We start from the raw sequence: 25,234 nt of genomic DNA on the forward strand, positions 1-25,234 counted from the left end.
TTTTCCCCGTATAGACGGCGGGTGCGCGTGCCCGACGGGGCCCTGCGGGGGCAACGTTAAAATTACGAAAACACTCGGCTTTTCCCCATTAATTACGTACTTTTGCACCTCAATGAGGACGAAATCATTCATCATATTGTGGCTTTGTGCCGTTGTTCTGGTCATGGCAGGCAGCGGCGCGAATCTTTTTCCAAGGAAGAAGCGGACGGGTGCCGGCAAGGACTCGACGCTACAGAATGATTCCAACGCGGCCGCTCGCCGCGGAAGCGACTCCACGGCCGTGGGCACAAACCTGCCCGACACCACCCGAATGGACTCCTTGCAGCTGGCCATCTATCGCCACAACAAGGCCATCGACGACTCGGTGAGGCTGGATTCCATCAACCGCAAGCGTAAAAACGGCATCGACGCTCCCGTGCAGTACGAGGCGTCGGACTCGCTCATCTACGAGGCTGCCACCAACACGGCCCACCTCTACGGCGCGTCGCAGGTGGATTACGAGAACATGAACCTCAAGAGCGACAAGATATACATGAGCCTCGACAGCAGTCTGGTGCACGCCACAGGCACTGCCGACTCCACGGAGAAAGGCGGCATCAAGGGCCGGCCCGTGTTCAAGATGGGGTCCGACACCTACGACACCGACACCATGGCCTTTAACTTCAAAACCAAGAAAGGCCTCGTGCAAAACGCTTATACCCAGCAAGAGGACGGCTACCTGCGCAGCCAGGTGTCCAAGCGCAACGACAACGGCGAGATATATCTGGCCCACGGCCGCTACACCACCTGCGACCACGAGCACCCCGACTTCTACATCGCCCTCTCGCGGGCCAAGGTGCGCCCGGGCAAGGACGTGGTCTTCGGCCCGGCCTATCTGGTGGTGGCCGACGTGCCGCTGCCCTTTGCCATCCCCTACGGCTTTTTCCCGTTCACCAAGAGCTATTCCTCGGGCTTCATCATGCCCACCTACGGCGACGAGAACAGCCGGGGCTTCTACCTGCGCGACGGCGGCTATTACTTTGCCATGAGCGACAAGTGGGACCTCAAGCTCTTGGGCGAGATCTACACCAAAGGCTCCTGGGGCATCTCGGCCGCCAGCAACTACCGCCGCCGCTACAAGTACAGCGGCTCGTTCTACTTCAGCTTTCAGGACACCAAGACCGGCGACAAGGGCCTGCCCGACTTCGAGAAACAGGAGAGCTTCAAGCTGCAGTGGAGCCACCGGCAGGACTCCAAGGCCAACCCGTTCAGCTCGCTCTCGGCCAGCGTCAACTTTGCATCGTCGAGCTATGAGCGCAACAACCTGACGAGTATGTACAATCCACAGACCATGACGCAGTCCACGCGCACCTCGTCGGTGAGCTGGAGCACCACGTTCTCCAGCCTCGGATTGTCGCTCAGTTCCTCGACCAACCTGTCGCAAAACATGCGCGACTCGAGCATCGCCATGACGCTGCCCGACCTCAATGTCTCGCTCAGCCGCTTCTATCCGTTCCGTCGAAGGCATCAGGTGGGCAACGAACGGTGGTACGAGAAAATCTCCCTGAGCTACACCGGACAGCTCAGCAACTCCATCAGCACCAAGGAGGACAAGCTGCTGCACTCCAATCTCATCAAGGATTGGCGCAACGGCATGCAGCACAATATTCCGGTGAACGGCAACTTTACACTGCTCAATTACATCAACATCACGCCCTCGTTCAACTTCACCGACCGCATGTATGCCAGCAAGGTTACGCGTTCGTGGGACGAGCGCAGACAGGTGGAGGTGGCTGACACGAGCTATGGATTCCACAACGTTTACAACTGGAACATGAGCGTGTCGGCCAGTACCAAGCTCTATGGTTTCTGGTTGCCGAGCCGCAAACTCTTCGGCGACAAGATTCAGGCCATCCGTCATGTCATTACGCCGCAGGTGAGCTTCAGCTACGCGCCCGACTTCGGCTCGGCGCGCTATGGCTATTACCAGACCTATCAGAAGACCGACGCGGACGGCAATGTGTCGCTCGTGGAGTATTCTCCTTATAGTACAGGGCTCTACGGTGTGCCCGGCAAGGGATGTACGGGAAGCATTTCCTGGGACGTGAGCAACAACTTGGAGATGAGGGTCAAGAGCGACAACGACTCTACAGGATTCAAGAAAATAAGCCTCATCGACGAGCTGGGCGCCTCCATGTCGTACAACATGGCCGCCACCACCCACCGTTGGAGCGACCTGTCGGTACGGCTCAGACTGAAGTGGTGGAAGAGTTATACGTTTAACATGAACGCTGTCTTCGCCACCTATGCCTACGAGATAGGCGCCGACGGCAAGCCCTATGTGGGCAACCACACGGAGTGGGGGCGGGGACGCTTCGGCCGCTTTCAGGGCATGTCGCAGAACTTCTCGTTCACCCTCAACCCCGAGCGGCTGAAGAAATGGTTCGGAGGAGACGGTGACGACGACCGGAAAAAAGACAAGGACGACGAGGAGGGCGTGGACCCGAAGATAGAAAGCAACGTCGATGAGGACATGATCGAGGGGCAGCGCGGGGCCGCCAAGAAGAGCGGCAGCGGCAAGGCCGAGACCGATGCCGACGGCTACATGAGGTTCTCCATGCCGTGGTCGCTCACGTTCGGCTATGGCGTCACCATGCGCGAGAACACCTCGGGCCGCTTCAACGAGAAGACCATGCGCTATCCCTACAAATTCTCCCAGACGCTGAACATGAGCGGAAATCTGCGCATCAGCGACGGATGGAACATCAGTTTCTCCAGTGGCTACGACTTTGAGAACCATAAAATCTCCATGACCACCGCCTCGCTGCAGCGTGACCTGCACTGCTTCAACATGAGTTGCTCGGTGGTGCTGGCCCCCTACACCAGCTACAACTTCTCGTTCCGCTGCAATGCCTCCACACTCACCGACGCGCTGAAGTACGACAAGCGCAGTGGATATAGCAATGCGGTGCAGTGGTATTGAACCGCAAAAAGAGACAAGGCAAAACGATTTTTCCCATGAAGAAGCGAACACAAGCCATCCACCTGCCCTATGTCCGCCGGGATGCGTTCGACGCATTGAGCATGCCCGTCTACAATGCCGTGGCCTATGAGTTCGACAATGCCCGAATCATGAGCGACGCTTTCTGCAACCGCATCGATGCTCCCGACTATGGCCGCTGCGAGAATCCCACGACACGCTACTTCGAGGAGCGCGTCAAGGCCGTGACGGGAGCCTCGGCCGTCATCGCCCTCAACAGCGGCATGGCCGCCATCAGCAACACCATCATGTCGCTGGCAGCGCAGGGCAAGAACGTGGTGACGTCGAGGCACCTCTTCGGCAACAGCTATTCGCTCTTCACGTCCACGCTCAGACGCTTCGGGGTGGAGGTGCGTCTGGCCGACCTCACCCGGCCCGCCGAGGTGGCACGGCTGGTAGACGGTGACACCTGCTGCCTCTTTCTGGAGATACTCACCAACCCGCAGATGGAGGTGGCCAGCCTCGAAGAGCTGGCCGGCATAGCCCACGCCCGCCACATTCCGCTCGTGGCCGACACCACGGCAATACCTTTCACGCAGTTCGGCGCCCATGCCTTGGGCGTGGACATCGAGGTGGTGTCGAGCACGAAGTACGTCAGCGGCGGCGCCACGTCGCTGGGCGGGCTGGTCATCGACTATGGCACCACGCCCGGCTTTGCCGGGACGATGAAAAACGAAATGCTCTTCAACCTCGGGGCTTATATGAATCCTAACGTGGCCTTTTTGCAGACTATGGGCCTCGAAACACTCGACGCCCGCTATCGGGTGCAGTCGGCAAATGCGCTGGAACTGGCCCGCCGCATGCAGGCGCTGCCGCAGATTCGCCGGGTGAACTACGTGGGGCTGCCCGACAATCCGTTCCATGCGCTGGCCCGTCGACAGTTTGGCGACACGGCCGGAGCCATGGTCTGCATCGACCTGGAGAGCCGGGAGGCCTGCTTTCGGTTTGTTGATCGGCTCGCGCTCATCCACCGCGCCACCAACCTTTTCGACAACCGCACGCTGGCCATACACCCGGCCAGCACCATCTTCGGCAACTTCTCCGAGGCCGAGCGGGCCGCCATGGACATCCTCGACACGACCATTCGCCTGAGCATCGGGCTGGAAGACGTGGACGACCTCATGGCCGACATCGAGCAGGCACTGGGCTGAGGGCAATTCAAAATTCAGAATTCAAAATTCAAAATTAGGGATTCGTATCTTCAAATCTAAAATGACAGCATGATGGCAAACTACGATTTTTCTACCGTTATCGAGCGGCGCGGCACGGGAGACCTGATGCACGAGGCCTTGTTGCCGCGCTGGGGGCGCAACGATTTGCTGCCCATGTGGGTGGCCGACATGGGCTTTGCCGTGTGTCCCGACATCGTGGAGGCCCTGCGCCGACGGCTCGACCACCCCATCTTTGGCTACACGGTGGAGCCGGCCGACTACTTTCCGGCCATCCACGACTGGGTGCTCGGCCATCATCAGTGGGACGTTCGGCGCGAGTGGGTGTCGTTCATCCCCGGCATTGTCAAGGGCATCGGGATGGTCTGCAACCTCTTTGTGCAGCCCGACGAGAAGGTCATCGTGATGCCGCCGGTGTACCATCCGTTCTTCCTCACGCCGCGGGCCAACGGCCGAGAAGTGGTGTGGAACCCGTTGCGGCTACGCGAAGACGGCGGTTACGACATGGATTTCGAGGGATTGGAGCGTGTATGCGACGACAAGTGCCGGGTGCTCATCCTCTGCAATCCCCACAATCCGGGCGGCATCTGCTGGACGCGGGAGACGCTCGAGCGGCTGGCCGACTTCTGTTGCGACCATCATCTGCTGGTTGTTTCCGACGAGATACATGCCGACATGGCCCTCTTCGGCCACAAGCACATCCCCTTTGCCAGCGTCTCCGACCGCGCAGCCAGCATCAGCATCACCTTTCAGGCCCCCACAAAGACGTTCAACATTGCCGGCATCGTGAGCAGCTATGCCATCGTGCCCCAGGCGGAGATACGCGAAAAGTTCTATGGCTGGCTCAAGGCCAACGAGCTGGACGAGGCCCATATCTTTGCTCATATAGCCACCATTGCGGCGTTCCGCAAAGGCGAGGAGTGGCGCAGACAGATGCTGGCGGCCGTGGAAAGCAACATCAGGTTTGTGGAGGACTTTTGCCGCGAGCACATTCCCGGTGTGCGGCCGCTGCGTCCCCAGGCTTCGTTCCTGGTGTGGCTCGACTGCCGCGACCTGCACCTCACCCACGACCGGCTGATCGATCTCTTTGTCGACAAGGCCCGTTTGGCTCTCAACGACGGTGAGATGTTCGGCCCCGGCGGCGAGGGATTCATGCGCCTGAACGTGGGTGCGCCCCGTGCCTACGTCGAGCAGGGGGTGCGCCGCTTGGCCGGGGCGGTGGCCGCCTGCCGTCAGGAGTAGGGCGGGAATATCTTCTTGAACAGGCCTCCTGTTGGTGCCACGGCATCGGCAGGAGGCCTATTTCGTGTCGGCAGACGGCTGCACATGCGTCAGCAGACGGCCATCAGTGCCTGGAGCGACTGGCGTTCGCCCACCACCCAGATAATGTCGCCGTGCTCAAAACGGCGTGCCGGGTTGATGAGGGTGAGGTTTTGCTGCCCCTCTTCCACGCCGACCACCATCACGTTGAAGTCGTTGCGAATGCCGCTTTCGCGCAGTGTCTTGCCTATAAAACGGCACTGCATGGAGAGAATCAGCTTCTGCAACTTCATTTCTCGCTCCTCAATGTGGCTGTCTTCGGCCACCAGCTCTCCTTTCAGGGATTGTCCAAAGAGCTGCAGCTGCTCGTCGCTACCAATCACCTGAAGGCGGTCGCCGGGGAAGATGATGGCTTCGCCGTTGGGGATGTTGAGCCGTCGCGTGCCGCGCAGAATGCTGCTCACGTGCACGCCGAAACGGTTGCGAAAGCGCAGTTGCATCAGCGATTGTCCGGCCCAGAGCGAGTCTTCGGGCACGTTGAAGTCGGAGATGTGGATGTCGCGGTCGAGCAGCCGCCCCTCGTAGAGCGGTCGTTTGCGACCTTGAACCTGGGCTGCGATGTCACGGCTGTGCAGATTCTTGATGAACATGCGCTCTAGACGGATGGAGCGTTTCTTGAGGTTTCGCGACAGGATGATGAGCACAATGACCACCAAGGCCAGCGTAATGACAATGGCATTGGCGAAACGGGCCAGATAGTTGCAGATGTAGAAAAGGATGGCGGCGGCGATGAACACCCGTGCCAGAACGGTAAACATCAGCGGCAATCGGTTGAACCGGCTCTCAATCCAGAGGGCCTTGAACTCTTCGCTGCGGTTGTTTTTCATCACGAGCGACCGCAGGAACGGGGAGAGCATCAGCAGTGTAAGCACGCCGCACACGCCGTTGGCCCACCAGTGGGGCAGGATATGGCGGATGAAAGGAAGGAAGAATGTGAGCATGAGCGCGGTGATGGCCGTGCACAAGATGGTGTAGATGAGTACGTTGGTACCCATCTTTCGCAACAGCTTTTTCCAGTTGCTCGTCTCCTGTGCAGTATGCTGATGGGCTGCGCCCAGGTGGTCGAGGCGGCGCGTCCACTTCCTGGGCAGCCGCCGTTCTATCAGCTGATAGCAGGGGTCGGCCGCGTGAATCATGTAGGGGGTGAGGAATGTGGTGATGACCGAGACGGCTACCACCACGGGGTAGAGGAAGTTGCTGATGACCCCCAACGACAGTCCGAGCGAGGCAATGATGAATGCAAACTCGCCGATCTGCGCCATGGAGAAGCCGCTGCGCATGGCCGTCTTGAGCGACTGGCCGCTCAGCACGAAGCCCGCAGTGCCCAGCACGCCCTGTCCCAGCAGGATGGTCGCCACGAGAGCAAGGATGGGCAGGGCATAGTCGACAAGCACTTTGGGGTCGACGAGCATGCCCACCGAAACGAAGAAGATGGCTCCGAAAAGGCTCTTCACAGGCTCCACAAGCCGGATAATCTTGTCGGCCTCGACAGTTTCGGCCAGGATGCTGCCCATGATGAAAGCCCCGAATGCCGGACTGAAGCCCACCGTGGTGGAGATCCAGGCCATCAGGCAGCACAGGCCCAGCGACACCACGACCATGGTTTCGTCGGTCATCAGCTTGCGGGTGCTGCGCAGGAAAGAGGGGATGACGAAGAGCCCCACGACAAACCACAGGATGAGGAAGAAACCGATGCGCAGCACGGCTCCAAGCATCTGTCCGCCGTCGGGGTTGTTGCCGCTGGCAATGGCCGACAGCATGACCATCATCACGATGGCCAGCATGTCTTCGAGGATGAGCACGCTCATCACCAAACCGGCAAAATGCTGCTGCCGAAGCCCGGTGTCGTCGAAGGCTTTGTAGATGATGGTGGTGGACGACATGGCCAGCATGCCGCCCAGAAAGATGCAGTCCATGCGACTCCAGCCGAACGCGTGCCCCATCATGGTCCCCAGCATCATCATCGAAAAAATGATGGTGAGGGCCGCAATGACAGGCGAGAGCCCCATTTTGAGTATCTTCTTGAACGAGAAATCGAGTCCCAAAGAGAAGAGCAGGAACATCACGCCAATGTCTGCCCAGATCCGTACATCCACTTTATCCATCACCGACATGGTGTAGGGCATGTGGGGCGAGACCAGAAAACCGGCCACGATGTAGCCCAGCACGAGGGGCTGGCGCAGCCATTTGAACAGGAGTGTCACGGCTCCGGCCACGACAAGAATGAGGGCCAGGTCTTTGACGAGGTTGGGAAGTTCGGCCATATCAGCAGTATATTCAAGCGCAAGCCTCCCCCGTCTCCTCCTTGACAGAGGGCTTGGGGAGGCTTGGCAAAAGGGAAGCGGGGTGGGGGTTAATCGTTGAACGTGCCCGTGATCTCGCAAATCTTGGTAATCACCTGCACCGCTTTCTCCATCACCTGCACGGAGACAAACTCGTAAGGACCGTGGAAGTTCACGCCGCCGGCAAAGATGTTGGGGCAGGGCAGTCCGCGAAACGAGAGCTGTGCGCCGTCAGTGCCGCCGCGGATGGGCTCCACCTTGGGCGTGACACCCGTTTCCTGCATGGCCTTGAGCACAATGTCGATGACGTACATGTTGGGGTCTATCTTCTCCTTCATGTTGTAATATTGATCTTTCAGCTCCACGGTCACCGTTCCCTCCCCGTATTTCTCGTTCATCTTGCGGGCAATGTCCTCGATGAAATCTTTGCGCGCCTCGAAGCGTTTGCGGTCGTGGTCGCGGATGATGTAGCTCAGCTTGGCCTCCTCGCAGCGGCTGTCGATGCCCATCAGGTGGTAGAATCCCTGATAGCCTTCGGTGTTTTCGGGGATGTCGGTCTCGGGAATGAAAGCATTGAACTCGCAGGCCAGTCGGCTGGCATTCACCATTTTGTCCTTGGCGTAGCCCGTATGCACGCTCACACCCTTGATTCTCACCTTGGCCCCTGCGGCGTTGAAATTCTCGTATTCCAGGTCGCCGATGTCGCCGCCGTCCATGGTGTAGGCCCAGTCGCAGCCAAATTTCTCCACGTCGAAGTGGTGCGCACCCATGCCTATCTCCTCATCGGGATTGAAGCCCACGCGGATGTCGCCATGCTTCACCTCGTCGTGGTCGCGCAGCCAGCACATGGCCTGCACGATTTCGGCAATGCCCGCCTTGTCGTCGGCCCCCAGCAGGGTGGTGCCGTCGGTCACAATCAGGTCTTCGCCCCGATGGGCCAGCAGCTCCGGAAACTTCTTTGGGGAGGAGACAATGCCCGGCGAGAGCTCGATGTCGCCACCGTCGTAGCTCTTCACCACACGGGCCTTGACGTTGGCACCGCTGGCATCGAGTGCCGTGTCGTAGTGCGAGATGAAGCCGATGGTCGGCGTCTTCTTCTTGGTGTTGGCCGGCAGAGTGGCATAGATGTAGCCCATGTCGTCCATCTCCACATTGGTCAGACCCTCCCGTTCAAGCTCTTCTTTAAGATAGCGGGCAAAGACAAGTTGTTTGGATGTGCTGGGCACCGTTTGGGAATCCTCGGCCGACTGTGTGTCGAACTTGGTGTAATTAATGAATCTTTCGGTAATATCCATAAGGTCGAAAATGTATTTAAGATGGAATTGAATGCTGAAACGAGTGCTCTTATTTGGGCTCACAACAAGACTTGTCCCTGCAACTTGCAGAACCGCAACCCGGAACCATGAGCGAAAATGCTACCGCTTTTCTTGTCATCATTCTTTCCATCGTCATTTCTTTTTTATATTAAAGGTGCATTTCAAAGCAGCTCTTTCCAAACGTTAAAACGTGTTTAGTGGTATCAAAAAGAAACCAATCATCTGCATGATAGCCTGAAAGATGCTATCTTTGCACCGTAAACGATTTAGTACAGCGGCAAAGATAAGCAATTTATCCAAACCGAACAAGCGTTTATGATGATTTCTCACACGACAAGGAAGCACAAATCAATCGCTTATGAAGAATTTAGTTACCAATCCGCCAAGGACAAACGAACTCCTCAATGCCCTGGTAGATGTATGGGAGAGGTCTGTACGGGCAACCCATCATTTCCTGACAGAGCAAGATATTCGGAACCTCGGCCCCGTCTGCCGGGAAGGAATAAAGGCGGTCAACCTGTTCGTTGTGAACGACGCAGGGCGACCGGTCGCATGGATGGGTATCTCGGGAGACAAGATCGAAATGCAGTTTGTGTCGCCCGAGCATTTCAGGAAAGGCATAGGACAAAGACTTGTCCGGCTTGCCATTGATGAATACAAAACATGCTATGTCGATGTTAATGAACAAAATCCCAACGCGTTCGTATTCTATCGGAAAATGGGCTTTCACGTCTTCGATAGAACAGAGACCGACGAACTCGGCAATCCTTTCCCGATACTCAAAATGAAATTATAATAAATGTAGTAAGGAATATAATATTTTTCCCACAAACAAGGGATTGCTATTTTTTGACGAGGTGCGATTTGCCCGTCCCTCATCTTTTGATTACTTTTGCCCGTAGAATAGACGAACAACTAAAACCATTTGTCAAACCATCATGAAGAAAATATTCTATGTTGCCACAGTGCTAACCATAGGTTTGTGGTCATGTGGAAACAAGTTTGGCGTTCAGTCCAACGATTGGGAATTAAAGTATTCTAACGGTATCAAGGTATATCACGCCGGACAGGAAATAGCCGGTGACGTCCATGCTGAATACAGTATCGACAACAACATCGTTACTGACAAGGAGTACTCGGCTCCAAGGTTTCAGATACAAAATATAAACGACCGGTTTGGGAAAGGTAAGAAATGGACCATTATCTATTCTTCCAAGAGGCATCCTACGCTGACTCATACCTTTCGCATTTATAAGGATTTCTTACTCACGGACATTGAGATTTCGTCCAAGTCGAAGGAACTGAAGACCAACTACATGGTACCCGTGGTAGCCTATACGGACACCTTGCTCTATTCTCAGAACAGGCGCAAACTCTTTGTACCTTTCGACAATGACGCTTGGATCCGCTACGCCACCACCACCCATATTGACAGTACGCTGCGCAGCTATGAGGTGACAAGCGTGTATGATGCACGTCAGAGAGACGGGGTCGTGATGGGTGCAGTCAATCACGACAGGTGGAAGAATGCTGTGGAACTGAGCGACAAGCAAAAGTCTCTCAAAATGTACAGCGGCATAGCCGACAAGCTAACCCGTGACACCCGTTCCCACGGATTTCTCAAGGGAAAAGACATCAAGTCGGCTACATTCATGATTGGTCATTTCAAGGATTGGCGTGACGGCATGGAGAGATACGCGGACAACAATGCCATCGTAGCCCCACGCCGTGCATGGGGCAAGGCTATGCCCGTAGGCTGGAACAGTTGGGGGGCACTGGCGTTCGATGTAAACCATACCAATTCTACAGAAGTGGTGAAGTTTTTTGCCAATGAACTGCAGCCTCACGCTTTCGTCAACCCCGACGGTCTGCTCTACACGGGGCTGGACTCGGGCTGGAATAGCTTCAGCGAACCTGACCTTAAAGACTTTGCAAACCAGTGCAAAGCCAACAACCAGGTGCCTTGCATCTATTGGACTCCTTTCACCGACTGGGGAAAGGATCCGGAGCGTGAGGTGCCGGGAACCTCCTATAAATATAAGGATGTGTATTTATATGCCAATGGCAAGCCGCAAGAACTGGATGGGGCTTACGCCATTGATCCTACCCATCCTGCCATCAAGAAGACGATGGAAGATGTTGCCGCGCTATTCCGTAAATGTGGATATAAATATGTAAAGATGGACTTCATGACTCATGGGCGCATGGAAGCCGACCATTGGTACAAAAAGGACATTACTACAGGCACGGAAGCCTATAACTATGGCATGCAGTTGCTCGACAGCGTTTTCCACGACATGTATCTCAACCTCTCCATCTCTCCTATTTTCCCTGCTCAATATGCGCAGTCTCGCCGAATTGCCTGCGACGCATGGAACAAGATAAAAGATAGACAGAGTTTACCGATACAACGATGCCGACCATGTGGTATTGCGTGATGCCACCGAAGGAGAAAATCGTGCTCGAATCACCTCTTCTATCATTACTGGTCTGTTTATCACCGGTGACGACTACAGTGACAAGGGAGACGAGAACGTTAAGGAACGTGCCCGCAAATACCTGACCAATCCCGATGTCAACATGATTGCCACCGGACGCTCTTTCCGTCCACTGGGGGGGGCAACAATGACAACTCGGAGAATGTTTTCATTCGCAAGGATGAAGATGGGACCACTTATCTTGCTGTATTCAACTACACCGACCACGACATGAATTTTAACTTACCTCTGTCCAGCATGGGTATTGGCAGTCCGCACTGCATTGAGGAGTTGTGGAGCCACAAGAATATACAGGCAGGAGAGGCCATCACGCTTCCATCCAAGGATGCCATGATATTCCGAATGAAATAATACACCTATATAATCAAGGCAATGAAAAGACATCTATTTATCGTGTTATTGCTTGTTGTGTCGCTGATGGCACAAGCGCAACAGGTCAAGCATGGCAACTGGGAAATCAGTTTGGACAAGAACTCCAAGTTGATGAATATCAAAAAAGACGGGAGCATGGCTCTCTCAAACGTCTATGCGTCTGCCAATTTCGGATTTGATGGGACAGACCGCAAGCTCGCCACCGTGAAATCGACCGAAGCCATCAGCACCAGCTTTGAAGAAGAAGAGGTAGCCGACTGCTTTGGGACTGGAAAGAAATATGAGTTTGTCTATCGCTTCGGAAGCGGACTCGTCATGACTCAGACCTTTGCTTTCTATGACAATAAAGATTTGTTTTTCACTCAGCTCTCACTTTCGGCAGAAAGTGAATCCATGATACTTAGGAGCAATCATCTTGTACCATTGGCTACTTCCACTGCTCAAGCAATTATGCCTGGTGACAAGACCAACCGTATGTTGTGGGTTCCATGGGACAATGATGGATTTATTGGTTACGCAGCCAACTTCTTGCGTACCGATATGAACTCGTACAATGTAACGGCCATCTATCATCCGGCCGACCGATATGGGTTGGTAATGGGGGCTGTGGACCATGACTTGTGGAAAAATGCCATTCATGTGAATGCTACAGAATACAATAAGATAAACGAGTTGGAATTAATGTCTGGTTATACTGACGAGCACAGCCATGACTCCATCCAGCTAGAAAGAAGAAGTTATCCCCATGGTACAGTAAAGGCTGCAACGATAACCTCTGCAAGGTTTATGTTTGGCTGTTTTGATGACTGGCGGTTAGGCATGGATACCTACGGCAGGAGTTGCGCTATGGTCAGCCCTCGCCGAGAATGGGACGGGGGAACTCCTTACGGCTGGAGCAGTTGGGGAGTCATGCAAACCAAGATTTCATACGACGCCATCATGGATGTTGCTGATTTTTTGAAAGACAATGTGAGGATTCATGGATTCCACGATGAGAAAGGCAGGATTGTGTTGAGCTTGGACGCATGGTGGAACGACAACCTTTCTTTAGCCCAAATCAAGCAGTTCGTTGCTTACTGCAAAGAGAATAAGATGATACCTGGTCTTTATTACGGACCATTCTGTGATTTTGGCGGCTATGACAACAACGATGTACCAGGTACCGGGGGCAGATATAAATACAAAGATTTATGGCTCAAGCAAAATGGCAGTTACAAGAAGATAGACGGTGCTTACTGCCTCGACCCAACGCATCCTGGTAACAAGCTCTTTATGGCGCACGATATGAAGAAATTCAAGGATTGGGGCATTGAGTATTTGAAATGCGACTTTATGAGCAATGGAGCCATAGAGGCGGACAGTTGGTATGACAGCCAGTGCTATACAGGCATGCAAGCCTACAACATGGGCATGGCTTTTCTCAGAAAGCAAGCGGGCGACAACATATATCTGCTCTTGTCCATTGCTCCTATGTTCCCAGCCCATTACGCTCATGGCCGTCGTATCAGTTGTGACGCATGGGGATCTATTGACAACACAAAGTATGTCATGAACAATAGTTCTTACGGATGGTGGCTCAACCAAGTATATTTCGCCAATGATCCGGATCACTTGGTTATGAAAACTCTTGATAGAAATGGTAAAGAAAGCGAGGGGGTAAACAGGGCACGCATCACCTCGGGAGTCATAACCGGTTCCTTTATTATAGGTGACAACTTTAGTGACAGGGTGGATGCAGGCTATCCATCCTTATCAAGAGAAAGGACTCTCGCCCTGCTTATCAACGAGGAAATCAACGAGATACCCCGCACTTGCCAAGCTTTTCGCCCGGTAGAGGGAAACGCCTCTTCCAGCCAAAACGCAGAAAACTTGATGACCTATGAGAATGATAAGTATGTGTATCTTGCCGCCATCAATTACGGGAAGTCTGTCTTTGCTTCGCTTAAAGACAACATACCCTTTGAACGATTAGGCGTGGATGCCGATCGTGTGGAGGAGATCAAGGAATTATGGACTGGCAATCCTGTTGCTGTTTCATCCGCAGGTTTTACATATGATGTTCCTTTCAGTGATGCCCGTATCTATCGCATTACAAAAAAACATTCAGCAAATAGCATCCCCGACATCAAGAAAGGGCATAACTCGCATATTGACATCCAGACAAGAGGAAGAAAAATCTCTGTGAGTTCCCCACAAGAGGACGTGCAGAATATTGCTGTCTACGATGCCATGGGGCAAGTGGTGCTGAGACAAGAAGGCACCAAGGGCAAACGCTATTATGACCTGTCAATGGAAGATTGTGCTGCTGGCATATACATTATTCAGGCAATCGGCTCAAAAGAAAAGAAGAGCCATAAGGTAGTACTCTCGAGCAAGTAACAACTTATTGAATTTGTTTAGGGGCTTATCCCGTCCCCAAGTATTAGGGTATATGCTCCCATCATTCAATCATCACGATTCTAAAAGATGAAGAAAATCCTTTTCTCAACCATCATTATGGCGATGACCATGGCAAATACAGCCATGGCATTGCCAATACTACCGCCTTTGTTCTCCGACAATATGGTGTTCCAACAGCAAACCAACGCTCCAATTTGGGGATCGGCAAAAGCTAATAAGAAAGTAATAATTACCGCATCCTGGAACCAAGAGAAAATCATCGTCAGAGCAGACAATAAAGGAGAATGGAGGGCCTCTCTCCAGACCCCTGAAGCCGGAGGCCCTTATACGATCAGTATATCTGATGGTCAGACCATCACGTTGAGAAATGTATTGGTGGGCGAAGTTTGGCTTTGCAGTGGACAATCGAACATGGAGTTTCCTGTAAAAGGTTGGGCCCAGGTGATCAATGCCGACAAAGAGGTGGCAGAAGCCAATCATCAGGGCATCCGGTTGCTGCAAATACACAAGGTGGCAGCCGAGCAACCGTCTCGCCAAGTTGTTGCTAATTCACCAACATGGCAGGCATGCACATCGCAGTCCGTGCCAGAATTCTCTGCTGTGGCCTATTTTTTTGCACGTGAAATCAACCAAAAGACAGGTATTCCTGTTGGTGTCATAGATGCTACTTGGGGTGGTTCCAACATAGAGTCATGGATTAGCAAGAGCACGCTTCTGTATGCACCCCAGTTCGCCGACAGTATCTCCAGAACCGATTATCATCCATGGCGAAATTCTCAGACAGCACTTTGGAATGGCATGATTAGTCCATTGGTGCCTATGGCTATCAAAGGCGTATGCTGGTATCAGGGCGAGCAAAACGAATTGCGCGGATATGAATATCGCGACCTCTTGCCCATGCTCATCAGCGACTGGCGAAAGCAATGGGAAAAAGAGGACATGCCGTTTCTTTTCGTACAGTTAGCCAACTTCCATGCTCGCAAGAACGAGCCCGTCGAGTCTCTTTGGGCAGAGATAAGGGAAGCGCAGCAAATGGCACTGCATGTAAAAAATACAGGGATGGTTGTGACGGCAGACATTGGCGAGGGTGACAATGTGCATTATCCCAACAAGCAGGAGGTTGGACGCCGATTAGCTCAGATAGCACTTGCCAAATGCTACCATGCCAAGGATGCAATTTACTGGGGGCCAACACTGAAAGACTATACTATTGATGGAGATAAGATAATATTGAAGATGGAACCGGCCGGTGGATTGCAGGTCAAGGGCGACAAACTCAAGAATTTCACCATTGCCGGTGCCGACCATAAGTTCCATCAAGCTGAAGCCAGGATAGAGGACAACAACATCATTGTTTGGTGCAAGGACGTGCCTTTTCCATTGGCAGTGAGATATGCCTGGCAAGACAACCCAGAGATTGAGCTTTTCAATCATTTCGGACTTCCTGCCTCCTCTTTCCGTACAGACGATTGGCCAGGCCTTTCATTTGGAAAGAATCGATTGAACAGTGAATATTAATCGTTTTCATAAGAGGATATTAGCTTATAGAAAGAAGTTTTGAAGACATAACTCTGAAATAAAAGTAAAAACTCAAGAGAAAAACGTATGAGTAAGAAACTATTTGCAACACTTCTTGCCGCTGTCGTATATAGTGCTTCATTTGCAAGAGGCTTTACCCAATATGTGAACCCGTTCATAGGAACAGGTGCTGTTGCCAACAGTCTCTCGGGCAATTGCTATCCTGGAGCTACCTTGCCTTTTGGCATGGTACAGCTATCTCCTGACACACAGGATGCACCCGATTGGGACAAGGCTTCGGGGTATGATTACAACGACTAGAATATCATGGGCTTCAGCTATACCCGATTGAGCGGGACTGGAGCTTGCGACCTCATCGACATCCTCCTCATGCCCACCACTCAAGAAGGTACTGCCAAGCCTTTTTCATCATTCTCTCATGAAGAGGAAGAGGCTCACCCGGGATATTACAAGGTAAGGCTCGGTCAATTTGGCATCATAGCAGAACTTTCGGCAACTACGCGCACAGGCATCCACCAATATACTTTCCCTCAAGGGAAACGTCAGCGGCTTTACCTGGATATAGAGCACTCTGCACCAAAGGGCAGTTGGAACCGACGCATCATCCAATCGCAGATATGCCTCGTCAATCCAACAACAATTGAGGGATGGCGTATTATCACAGGGTGGGCAAAACTCCAAAGGGTATATTTTCACCTCGAGTTGTCAAGGCCGGTCACTTCTCATCTCTTAATAGACGGAAGCAGACAAGAAAAGAATGCCACACTTGTCAATGGTTCGGAATTAAAAGGATTCTTCGATTTCGACCAGACCGTTGGCAAACCGCTCACCTGCAAGGTTTCACTTTCCTCTACCTCTTTGGAGAATGCACGCGCCAACATGCGCAAGTAAGCCGAAAGCTGGGACTTCAGGCATTACAAGGAAGCGGCAGACCGTACCTGGGACGAGTTGTTGGGGCGTATTGAGGTAAAAGGAAACGAGAAAGACATGCAGAAATTCTATACCGCCCTTTACCATACGATGATTCAGCCCAATGTGCTCAGCGACGTGAACGGCGAATACACGGCACCAGACTATAGCACGCAACGTATGCCAAATGGCCAAAACTATTATACCACATTCTCGCTTTGGGACACCTTTCGTGCCCGCCCATCCGCTTTACAGCCTGATAGTTCCAGAGAAAAACGCCGAGTTTGTGAACAGTATGCTCTGCCACTATGACCGGTATGGCTATCTTCCTATCTGGCATCTCTATGGACAAGACAATTACTGCATGATAGGCAACCATGCCGTTCCCGTCGTGGTGGATGCCTATCTCAAGGGGTAGCTCAAGGGGATTGATGGTGAGCGGGTGCTGGATGCCGTCGTCACTTCCTGCACCCGATCACACCTGGGGTCCAACTTTGAGGCTTGGGAACAGTATGGTTATATGCCAGAAAATATCCAGTCGCAGTCGGTATCTGTCACTTTGGAGCAGTCTTTCGATGACTGGTGTGTGGCCCTGCTTGCCAAAAGACTGGGAAAGCAGGATATTTACGAACGCTTTATGAAGCGAAGCCGGTTTTATCGCAACCTGTTCAATCCTGCCAATGGATTCTTTCAGGGAAAGAATAGTGACGGGAAATGGTTGGAGCCTTTCGACCCTTTGCGTTATGGTGCCAACGGAGGCAATCCCTATACCGAGGGCAATGCCTGGCAATACAACTGGTACGTGCCACAGGACGTGCCCGACCTTATTCGTCTGATGGGTGGCCAAAAAGCGTTTGTTAGCCGGTTGGACAAATTCTTCACGCTCACCGATACGAGTGGTGAAAAGAATGACAATGCCAGCGGATTCATCGGACAGTATGTTCATGGCAATGAGCCAAGCCATCATGTGGCATACCTTTACGACTATGCCGGCGAGCCACAAAAGACGCAAAAACTGGTTTCTCAGATTATGAACACCTTGTACAACACGTCATCAAGCGGATATGCAGGTAATGATGATTGTGGCGAGATGTCTTCTTGGTTTGTCTTCAGTGCGATGGGCTTTCTATCCGGTATGTCCCGTAGGCGGTGAGCTGGCCCTTGGAACTCCGCTCTTCGACGACATTAAAATTCATCTGCCGAATGGCCGCACTTTCCATATTGTGGCTGCAAGGAAGCGTGCAAGTGACATTTATGTAAGGCAGGCCATGCTCAATGGCAAGAAAATCAAAGGGAATTTCATTCATCACCATGACATATGGAATGGAGGAACCCTTAAATTTTCAATGTAAAAGTCTGCCTGTCTCTGGTCTTTACTCGCGGGTCACATACCGTTTCCAGTAGGCAATGATGAGGGTGGTGAGAGGAAGGGCTATGATGAGTCCGATGAAGCCGAAGATGGCACCCCACACCGAGAGCGAGAGAAGGAGGATGGCAGGGTTGAGTCCCATCACCTTGCCCATTATCTTGGGCGTCACAATCATGTCGGTGATGATCTGCACCACAATGAAGAGACCGACGGCCAACCCGAAGATGAGCCAGAAGCTCTGCCCCGTGTCGGCAGCCTTGAGCATGGCCAGGAAGGCTGTGGGGATGAGGGCAAAGGTGTGGAGATAGGGCACCAAATCGAGCAGACCGATGAGTATGCCAAGGCCAATGGCCATGGGAAAGTCCATGATGGTGAAGCCTATGCAGAACATTACGCCCATGCAAAGGGCCACGAGTCCTTGCCCGCGGATGTAGTTGTTGAGCTCGTGCTCCACGTCTTTCATCAAGTCGCGCCAGAAAGGCCTGTTCTTCTGCGGGAAGATGCGCACCCAGTTGGTGGTAAGATATTCGTAGTCCAGTAAGATGAAGAACATATATAATAAGGTGATGAGCGAAGCCACAATGCTGATAACGATGCTTGCCGTCTGCCCTAGAATGTTGAAGAGCTTGGGCGCCGCACTCTTCAGCGTGTCGGTGAAGTCGGTGCTTTTGAAGAATCGCTCTATTTGGCTTTGATTGTTGGCTATCCAGCCCGACAGCCATTCCGAGATGCTGTTGGTATGAGTGGACTCGTGCATCCAGTGGGTCAGTATGTCATAGAGCTTCTGGAACTGCTCAATCATTGGCGGAATAATGAGGTAGACGATGAGCCCGATGATGGACAGCACGAATGCCATGGTGACAATGATGGCCAGCGCACGCACGCGAAGTCTCATCTTCTGCTCTACAAACTTCACGATGGGGTAGAGCAGGTAGGCAAAAAGCCAGGCTATGAAAAAGGGGAGCAACACGCCACTCAGGTAGTTCACCATGTAGAACACGGCAAGTATGAGCAACCCGATGCCGGCCAGGCGGATGAAACGGTCGAAAGTGATTTCCTTTTGCATAAATTCTGAATGGCAGTTTTTGGACGGATTGTTCAAGGGGCTACATGCTCAAAGAGGCTTCTGGACTGGGCGTTTCGCCGGTCTTCCTCGAGTGCTTTCTGAAAGCAACTTCGGCACAGGGGTTCGTATTCCATCTTCTCGCCGAGCATGACCTGGGCGTCGTTGTGCACCAGCCGGTGGCTGGCATAGGCCAGTGCCCCGCATTTCACGCAGATGGCATGCACCTTGGTCACCTCATCGGCCACGGCGCATAGGGCGGGGATAGGGCCGAAAGGAACTCCGAGATAGTCCATGTCCAGCCCGGCCACAATGACGCGGATGCCTTTGTTGGCCATAGCATTGCACACTTCGACGAGCTTATCGTCCAGAAACTGCGCCTCGTCAATGCCCACAACCTCATGACCTGCAGACAGTCGGAGGATGGTCTCTGCATTGTCAACGGGCGTGGAGTGGATGGCGTTGTTGTCATGGCTTACCACATTGATCTCCGAGTACCGTGTGTCCAGTGCCGGTTTGAATATTTCCACATTCTGGCGGGCAAACTGAGCTCGTTTCAGCCGGCGAATCAGCTCCTCGGTTTTTCCGGAGAACATGGAGCCGCAAACCACCTCTATTCTGCCGGGGCGGTGGGCTTCCCCTGTTAGATTTTCCATCATATCATGTGCAAAGATAGCAAAAGATTGTTGATTGATGGAGCGCGACAAAGAGAATTTTTAGGGTAACTTAAAAATTGCAAAGAAATGAGCTATTATTTTGGCAGAGCAGAATATTTGCCTATATTTGCTCATCGTTTATGGGCATATTGTATATCGTACCCACGCCTGTGGGCAACATGGAGGATATGACGCTGCGTGCCGTCCGCATCTTGAAAGAGGCAGACTTGGTGTTGGCTGAAGATACCCGGACGTCGGGCATCTTGTTGAAACATTTCGACATTAAAAATCACCTGCTGTCCCACCACAAGTTCAACGAGCACGGCACGTCGGCCGGTATCGTGGAACGCCTCAAGGCGGGGCAGACCATTGCCCTCATCAGCGATGCCGGCACGCCGGGCATCAGCGATCCCGGCTTCTATCTGGCCCGCGAGGCAACCCGTGCCGGCATCACGGTGCAGACATTGCCCGGAGCCACGGCTTGCATTCCGGCCCTTGTGTCGTCGGGGCTGCCGTGCGACAGGTTCTGCTTTGAGGGATTCCTGCCACAGAAGAAAGGCCGCCAAACCCATCTTGACAGTCTGCGCGAGGAGACCCGCACCATGGTTTTCTACGAATCGCCTTACCGACTGCTCAAGACTCTCAAGCAGTTTGCCGAGGTCTTCGGCGACGAACGGCAGGTGAGCGTAGCCCGCGAAATCTCCAAGGTGCACGAAGAGCACGTCCGGGGAACGCTTGAAGAAGTGACGGCACACTTTGCCGAGGAGGAACCTCGCGGCGAAATCGTCATTGTATTGGCAGGTACCGTCCCGGTTAAGAAACATCCAAAGAAATCTAAAGACATCGAGATATGAAGAAATTATTGCTTTTATCCATGGCCTGCGCGCTCTTGATGACCGTTGGCTGCAAAGACAAGAAGGCGGCTCCCACCGACTTGCAGAGTATCGAACAGAACGACTCTTTAAAGAAAATCATTGCCCAGAGAGACAATGAAATCAACGACATGATGTCGACCATGAACGAGATTCAGGACGGCTTCCGTGAAATCAACGAGGCAGAACACCGCGTCAGCATCGCCAAGGAGAGCGAGGGTGCCAACAAGGCCCAGCAGATTCGCGAGAACATTCGCTTCATCTCCACACGCATGCAGCAGAACCGGCAGCTCATCAAGAAGTTGCAGGGACAGTTGCGCCAGAGCAGCTTCAAGGGCGAGGAAATGAGAAAAACCATTGAGAACATGCTGAAGCAGCTCGATGAAAAAGACCAGCAGTTGCAGCAGTTGCGTGCCGAACTGGATGCCAAGGACATTCACATCACGGAGCTGGACGAGACGATCAACAACCTCAACACCAACGTTTCCGACCTGAAAACGGAAAGCGCACAGAAGACGCAGACCATCAACAGCCAGGACACGCAGCTCAACACGGCCTGGTATGTCTTCGGCAACAAGCGGGAGTTGAAAGATCAGCGCATTCTGGTCGATGGTAAGGTGCTGCAGTCGAGTTTCAACAAGAACTACTTCACCAAGATCGACATCCGTGTAGACAAGGAGATCAGGCTCTATTCCAAGTCGGCCAAGCTGCTCACCATGCACCCCTCCAGCAGTTATACGCTGACACGCGACGCTAACAAGCAGTATGTGCTCAGGATTTCCAACCCGCAGATTTTCTGGAGCACCAGCAAATATCTGGTCATTCTTGTCAAGTAATCATGCAGGTGGGCTTTTTCGGGAGGCTATCTTTTCTTCCTGAAAAAGTCCACCATCAGTTTCCGGCACTCCTCGCCCAGCACTCCCTCCACCACCTGTGCCTTGGGATGCAAGGCGTGGGGTGCATATTGGCGGTAGCCCCGCTTGTCCTCGCCGGTTCCATAGACGATGCGCCCCATTTGGGCCCACCCGATGGCCCCGGCGCACATCACGCAGGGTTCCACGGTCACGTAGAGCGTGCAGTGGGGCAGGTATTTGCCGCCGAGGGCATTGGCAGCCGCCGTGATGGCCAGCATTTCGGCATGCGCCGTCACGTCGTGCAGGGTTTCCGTCTGGTTGTGGGCCCTTGAAATGATGCGCCCATGGCTCACCACCACGGCTCCTATGGGTATCTCCCCCTCGGCCAAGGCCGTCTCGGCCTCTTGCAGGGCCATGCGCATGAAGCGTTCGTCGCTTTGCCGCTGCGTCTCTGTTTCCATGGTTTTCTTTTTTTTCGACTTGTAATTTCCCCACAAAATTACAACATTCTTTTTGAAGTGTGGGATAAAAGCACTATTTTTGCATGACAATCATAAGTACGACGCATGGCAGAGCACAACGAAGTGGGTAAGTGGGGCGAGGCTTTTGCCGCAGACTATCTGCGGCAGCAGGGCTACGTCATCCTGGAGCGCGACTGGCGGTCGGGCCCGAGCCACCGCGACATTGACATTATCTGCAAGTCGCCCGATGGCCGGACGGTGGTCTTTGTCGAAGTGAAAACACGTTCCGCCGAGCAGCTCCGCGACCCGGAAGAGGCCGTCAACGTGCGCAAGATGCGCCATATCGGACTTGCGGCCGACTGCTACGTCAAGCAGTGCCACGTGGTGGAACACCTGCGTTTTGACATTATCACCATTGTAGGGCGCAAAGATGGTGCCGACATTCAACTTCATCACCTGCAAGATGCTTTCAATCCGCTCCTTGTTTAAAAAGGCCAAAAAGCCGGCTCCCGACGTGCTCCATATCGCCTTGGACGAGACGACGAGCACCAATCAGTATTGCCTCGCCGAATTGTGCGGCCGTAATCGCATCGGGATTGCGCCGTATTCGCTGGCCGTTATCACCGCAGAGTATCAGTCATTAGGCCGTGGACAGGGCGCGAATACGTGGGAAAGCGAACGCGGGCAAAACCTGCTCTTCTCCATACTGTGCCATCCCGTATGGGTGCCCGTGCGCGCACAGTTCTGCATTTCCGAGTGCATCGCACTGGCCATTCGGGATGCTCTCTCCGAACTGACAGGCGGCATCTCGATCAAATGGCCCAACGACATCTACTGGCGCGACCGCAAAATCTGCGGCATCCTGATAGAGAACCGGCTGGAGGAAGGCCGCATCCGCGACTGCGTAGTCGGCGTGGGCATCAATGTCAACCAGCAGACATTCCGCAGCGACGCTCCCAACCCGGTGTCGCTTGTCCAGATTTTGGGCCACGAGACCGACCGCCGGCAGCTGCTCGACCGTGTGATTCAGCTTTTCCGCGAGAATCTCGAGGCCCTGCGCCGCGGCAATTATGCCGGCATAGCCGCGGCCTATGCTTCCCATCTCTATCGGGCCGACGGTTTTCATGCCTATCGCGATGCCGCGGGCAGCTTTGAGGCGGCCCTGGTCGAGGTGGAGGACGGCGGACATCTCATCCTGCGTGACACCGCAGGGAGCATCCGCAGCTACGCGTTCAAGGAGGTAGAGTTTGTGTTATAAAGATTTTTACTCATCAAAAACAATACCAGTTATGGCAAGATTTAAACGTATTCTGCTCAAGCTCTCCGGCGAGAGCCTCATGGGCGGACAGGGTTATGGCATCGATGCCGAACGGCTGAGCGACTATGCCCGGCAGATTAAGGAAATACGCGACATGGGCGTACAGATCGGCATCGTCATCGGCGGCGGCAACATTTTCCGCGGTCTCAGTGGCAGCCAGAAAGGGTTCGACCGCGTGAAGGGCGACCAGATGGGGATGTGTGCCACGGTCATCAACTCGCTGGCGCTCAGCTCTGCGCTCGGTGCCATTGGCGTGAAGACCAAGGTGATGACGGCCATCCGCATGGAGCCCATCGGCGAGTTCTACAACAAATGGAGAGCCATCGAGGCCATGGAGCAGGGCACGGTCTGCATCTTCTCGGCCGGCACCGGCAACCCTTACTTCACCACAGACACGGGCTCATCGCTGCGCGGCATTGAGATAGAGGCCGACGTGATGCTCAAGGGCACCCGTGTGGATGGTATCTACACGGCCGACCCGGAGAAAGATCCCACGGCCACGAAGTTCACTTCGATAACTTATAAAGAGGTGTTGGAGCGTGGACTCAAGGTGATGGACCTCACGGCCATCTGCATGTGCCAGGACAACAACCTGCCCATCTACGTCTTCAACATGGACGTTGTGGGCAACCTCAAGCGTGTCATGGCCGGCGAGGAGATTGGCACATTGGTGCACAATTGAGCAAAACTCCCCGAAAACCTTGTCCGATGGTTTTCGGGGAGTTTCTTGAAAAGAGAGAGTTTCGTCTTTTTTCAACGTTTTATTCCGTCTTCCCCATTCGGTATTCCTTGGGCGTCTTCCCTACTTTCTTCTTGAAAATCCTGTTGAAATAGGGCACCTCGTCATAGCCCAGCAGGGCTGCAATGTTCTTGATCGGCTGTCGGGTAGTGACGAGCAGCAGCTCGGCGCGCTCCATCTTGAGTCTGATGACATAGGAATTGGGCGTCTCTCCCAACTCTTTGCGGAACATGCGGATGAAGTGGTCTTCCGACATGAACGCCCTACGGGCCAGTGTAGGAATATCCATTGGCTCGGTGATGTGTCGGCGAATGTGACCCACAACGCTGCTGATGCGCTCGTCCTTAATGTCCTGTTTAGGTCGCGCCCCTTTGAGAAACCGGGCCAGAAGAATAAAGAGAATGCCTCTCGATTCCACAATATCACAGAATTGCCGTTGCTTGTTTTTGGCAATATTGCGTAGCAGTGTGGTGCTGTTGTCATACGACTGTGGGTTTGATTCCGGAAGCTGCATGGAGGGGTTGAGCTCCATCAGTCGGCAAAACAGCTCCCGGTCGTGTGAGGTTCCAGCGGCTTCGTGGGGATAGGAGAGCTGTTCCAGAAAGCTGAAGTCGACCGGAGCCTCGTAGATATGAATGTAATAGTGGCAGAAGCGTCCCGTGCAGATGTTGCTGTGCACGGTGAAAGGCGGTATCATATAAATGTGGTCGGGCTGCAGATGGATGCGCCGATTCTCCATTTTCACCCATGCCTCCCCTTCGGTGACATAGTAGAGACGTGCAAAAGGACTCCGCACGTTCTGCCAGTTCCAGTCGGAATGGTGCTCCGCGTAACCCGTATTGAGGGTCGTAATCTGTAGTTGCGAGATGTCGTAATGGTTCATATCTGTGCAAATGTCGCCATTTTCTATGAAACATCAAAGGGTTTCCCAAAAAGAAAAGGAGCTTTCCCATGAATCTATATGGGAGAGATGAAACAGTGCAGAAGACGTGACGCAACAAGCAACAAGTCGACAAAGTGCAATCTTTAACGCATAAAGTTTAATGGATTATTGAATGGTAATCCCTACTTTTGCAAT

Annotated in this window: 19 protein-coding genes and 1 pseudogene; 14 read left to right on the forward strand and 6 right to left on the reverse strand. The window is 53.3% G+C overall.

Annotation, left to right across the window (positions count from 1 at the left end):
* Nucleotides 1–163 precede the first annotated feature (163 nt).
* From PREDE_RS07960 to PREDE_RS07970, 3 genes are all read left to right on the forward strand, one after another.
* Entirely contained in the window at nucleotides 164–2,962 is a 2,799-nt protein-coding gene (locus tag PREDE_RS07960) for a putative LPS assembly protein LptD (protein ID WP_015310352.1), read from the forward strand.
* Nucleotides 2,963–2,997: 35 nt separating this feature from the next.
* On the forward strand, nucleotides 2,998–4,170 hold the full coding sequence (locus PREDE_RS07965) for a trans-sulfuration enzyme family protein (protein ID WP_015310353.1): 1,173 nt from the start codon (nucleotides 2,998–3,000) through the stop codon (nucleotides 4,168–4,170).
* A 69-nt stretch (nucleotides 4,171–4,239) separates the two neighbouring features.
* Nucleotides 4,240–5,430 carry a MalY/PatB family protein gene (locus PREDE_RS07970; protein WP_005846316.1) on the forward strand — a complete coding sequence of 397 codons (1,191 nt, stop codon included), beginning with the start codon at nucleotides 4,240–4,242 and terminating at the stop codon, nucleotides 5,428–5,430.
* A gap of 89 nt (nucleotides 5,431–5,519) precedes the next feature.
* Here the strand turns inward: PREDE_RS07970 and PREDE_RS07975 are convergent, their stop codons facing one another.
* A complete protein-coding gene (locus PREDE_RS07975; RefSeq protein WP_005846318.1) occupies nucleotides 5,520–7,772 on the reverse strand; it encodes a cation:proton antiporter in 2,253 nt (750 codons plus the stop codon).
* An 89-nt stretch (nucleotides 7,773–7,861) separates the two neighbouring features.
* A complete protein-coding gene (pepT, locus tag PREDE_RS07980) occupies nucleotides 7,862–9,085 on the reverse strand; it encodes a peptidase T (RefSeq protein ID WP_015310354.1) in 1,224 nt (407 codons plus the stop codon).
* Between the two features lie 379 nt (nucleotides 9,086–9,464).
* On the opposite strand from pepT, the gene PREDE_RS07985 reads away from it, so the two are divergent.
* The 6 genes and pseudogenes from PREDE_RS07985 (at nucleotide 9,465) to PREDE_RS08010 (ending at nucleotide 18,176) form a co-directional block, all read left to right on the forward strand.
* On the forward strand, nucleotides 9,465–9,902 hold the full coding sequence (locus tag PREDE_RS07985; protein ID WP_005846324.1) for a GNAT family N-acetyltransferase: 438 nt from the start codon (nucleotides 9,465–9,467) through the stop codon (nucleotides 9,900–9,902).
* Between the two features lie 142 nt (nucleotides 9,903–10,044).
* Nucleotides 10,045–11,544: an alpha-amylase family protein gene (locus PREDE_RS07990; protein WP_005846325.1), complete on the forward strand. Its 1,500-nt coding sequence runs from the start codon at nucleotides 10,045–10,047 to the stop codon at nucleotides 11,542–11,544.
* 210 nt (nucleotides 11,545–11,754) lie between these two features.
* Nucleotides 11,755–11,955: a hypothetical protein gene (locus tag PREDE_RS14055; protein WP_235777530.1), complete on the forward strand. Its 201-nt coding sequence runs from the start codon at nucleotides 11,755–11,757 to the stop codon at nucleotides 11,953–11,955.
* 21 nt (nucleotides 11,956–11,976) lie between these two features.
* Entirely contained in the window at nucleotides 11,977–14,355 is a 2,379-nt protein-coding gene (locus PREDE_RS08000) for a T9SS type A sorting domain-containing protein (RefSeq protein ID WP_005846329.1), read from the forward strand.
* Between the two features lie 87 nt (nucleotides 14,356–14,442).
* A complete protein-coding gene (locus PREDE_RS08005) occupies nucleotides 14,443–15,894 on the forward strand; it encodes a sialate O-acetylesterase (RefSeq protein WP_005846331.1) in 1,452 nt (483 codons plus the stop codon).
* 87 nt (nucleotides 15,895–15,981) lie between these two features.
* A pseudogene (locus PREDE_RS08010) lies at nucleotides 15,982–18,176 on the forward strand (GH92 family glycosyl hydrolase).
* 21 nt (nucleotides 18,177–18,197) lie between these two features.
* Here PREDE_RS08010 and PREDE_RS08015 read toward each other — a convergent pair.
* A complete protein-coding gene (locus tag PREDE_RS08015) occupies nucleotides 18,198–19,259 on the reverse strand; it encodes an AI-2E family transporter (protein WP_015310357.1) in 1,062 nt (353 codons plus the stop codon).
* Nucleotides 19,260–19,291: 32 nt separating this feature from the next.
* Nucleotides 19,292–19,915 (reverse strand): thymidine kinase, encoded by a 624-nt coding sequence (locus tag PREDE_RS08020; RefSeq protein WP_015310358.1) that lies wholly within the window; start codon nucleotides 19,913–19,915, stop codon nucleotides 19,292–19,294.
* 137 nt (nucleotides 19,916–20,052) lie between these two features.
* Between PREDE_RS08020 and rsmI the strand changes: the two genes are divergently transcribed.
* Complete coding sequence (gene rsmI / locus PREDE_RS08025) at nucleotides 20,053–20,766, forward strand: 16S rRNA (cytidine(1402)-2'-O)-methyltransferase (RefSeq protein WP_005846344.1); 714 nt, start codon at nucleotides 20,053–20,055, stop codon at nucleotides 20,764–20,766.
* Entirely contained in the window at nucleotides 20,763–21,620 is an 858-nt protein-coding gene (locus PREDE_RS08030; protein ID WP_005846346.1) for a Cbp1 family collagen-binding glycoprotein adhesin, read from the forward strand. The genes rsmI and PREDE_RS08030 overlap by 4 nt, the downstream gene beginning before the upstream one ends.
* A gap of 26 nt (nucleotides 21,621–21,646) precedes the next feature.
* On the opposite strand, the gene PREDE_RS08035 is transcribed toward PREDE_RS08030, so the two are convergent.
* Entirely contained in the window at nucleotides 21,647–22,099 is a 453-nt protein-coding gene (locus tag PREDE_RS08035) for a nucleoside deaminase (RefSeq protein WP_015310359.1), read from the reverse strand.
* A 105-nt stretch (nucleotides 22,100–22,204) separates the two neighbouring features.
* On the opposite strand from PREDE_RS08035, the gene PREDE_RS08040 reads away from it, so the two are divergent.
* From PREDE_RS08040 to pyrH, 3 genes are read left to right on the forward strand one after another with little or no spacing between them, the layout of a single operon-like run.
* The gene (locus tag PREDE_RS08040; protein ID WP_005846350.1) at nucleotides 22,205–22,588 is read left to right on the forward strand and encodes a YraN family protein; all 384 of its coding nucleotides are present in this window, start codon (nucleotides 22,205–22,207) and stop codon (nucleotides 22,586–22,588) included.
* Nucleotides 22,530–23,357, forward strand: coding sequence for a biotin--[acetyl-CoA-carboxylase] ligase (locus tag PREDE_RS08045; RefSeq protein WP_015310360.1), 828 nt, complete (start codon nucleotides 22,530–22,532; stop codon nucleotides 23,355–23,357). Before PREDE_RS08040 ends, PREDE_RS08045 begins: the two co-directional genes overlap by 59 nt.
* A gap of 31 nt (nucleotides 23,358–23,388) precedes the next feature.
* Nucleotides 23,389–24,099: a UMP kinase gene (gene pyrH / locus PREDE_RS08050; protein WP_015310361.1), complete on the forward strand. Its 711-nt coding sequence runs from the start codon at nucleotides 23,389–23,391 to the stop codon at nucleotides 24,097–24,099.
* Between the two features lie 79 nt (nucleotides 24,100–24,178).
* Here pyrH and PREDE_RS08055 read toward each other — a convergent pair whose 3' ends face one another.
* A complete protein-coding gene (locus PREDE_RS08055; RefSeq protein WP_005846355.1) occupies nucleotides 24,179–25,039 on the reverse strand; it encodes an AraC family transcriptional regulator in 861 nt (286 codons plus the stop codon).
* Nucleotides 25,040–25,234 lie beyond the last annotated feature (195 nt).

The sequence above is a fragment of the Prevotella dentalis DSM 3688 genome (assembly GCF_000242335.1).
Taxonomy (GTDB): Bacteria; Bacteroidota; Bacteroidia; order Bacteroidales; family Bacteroidaceae; genus Prevotella; species Prevotella seregens.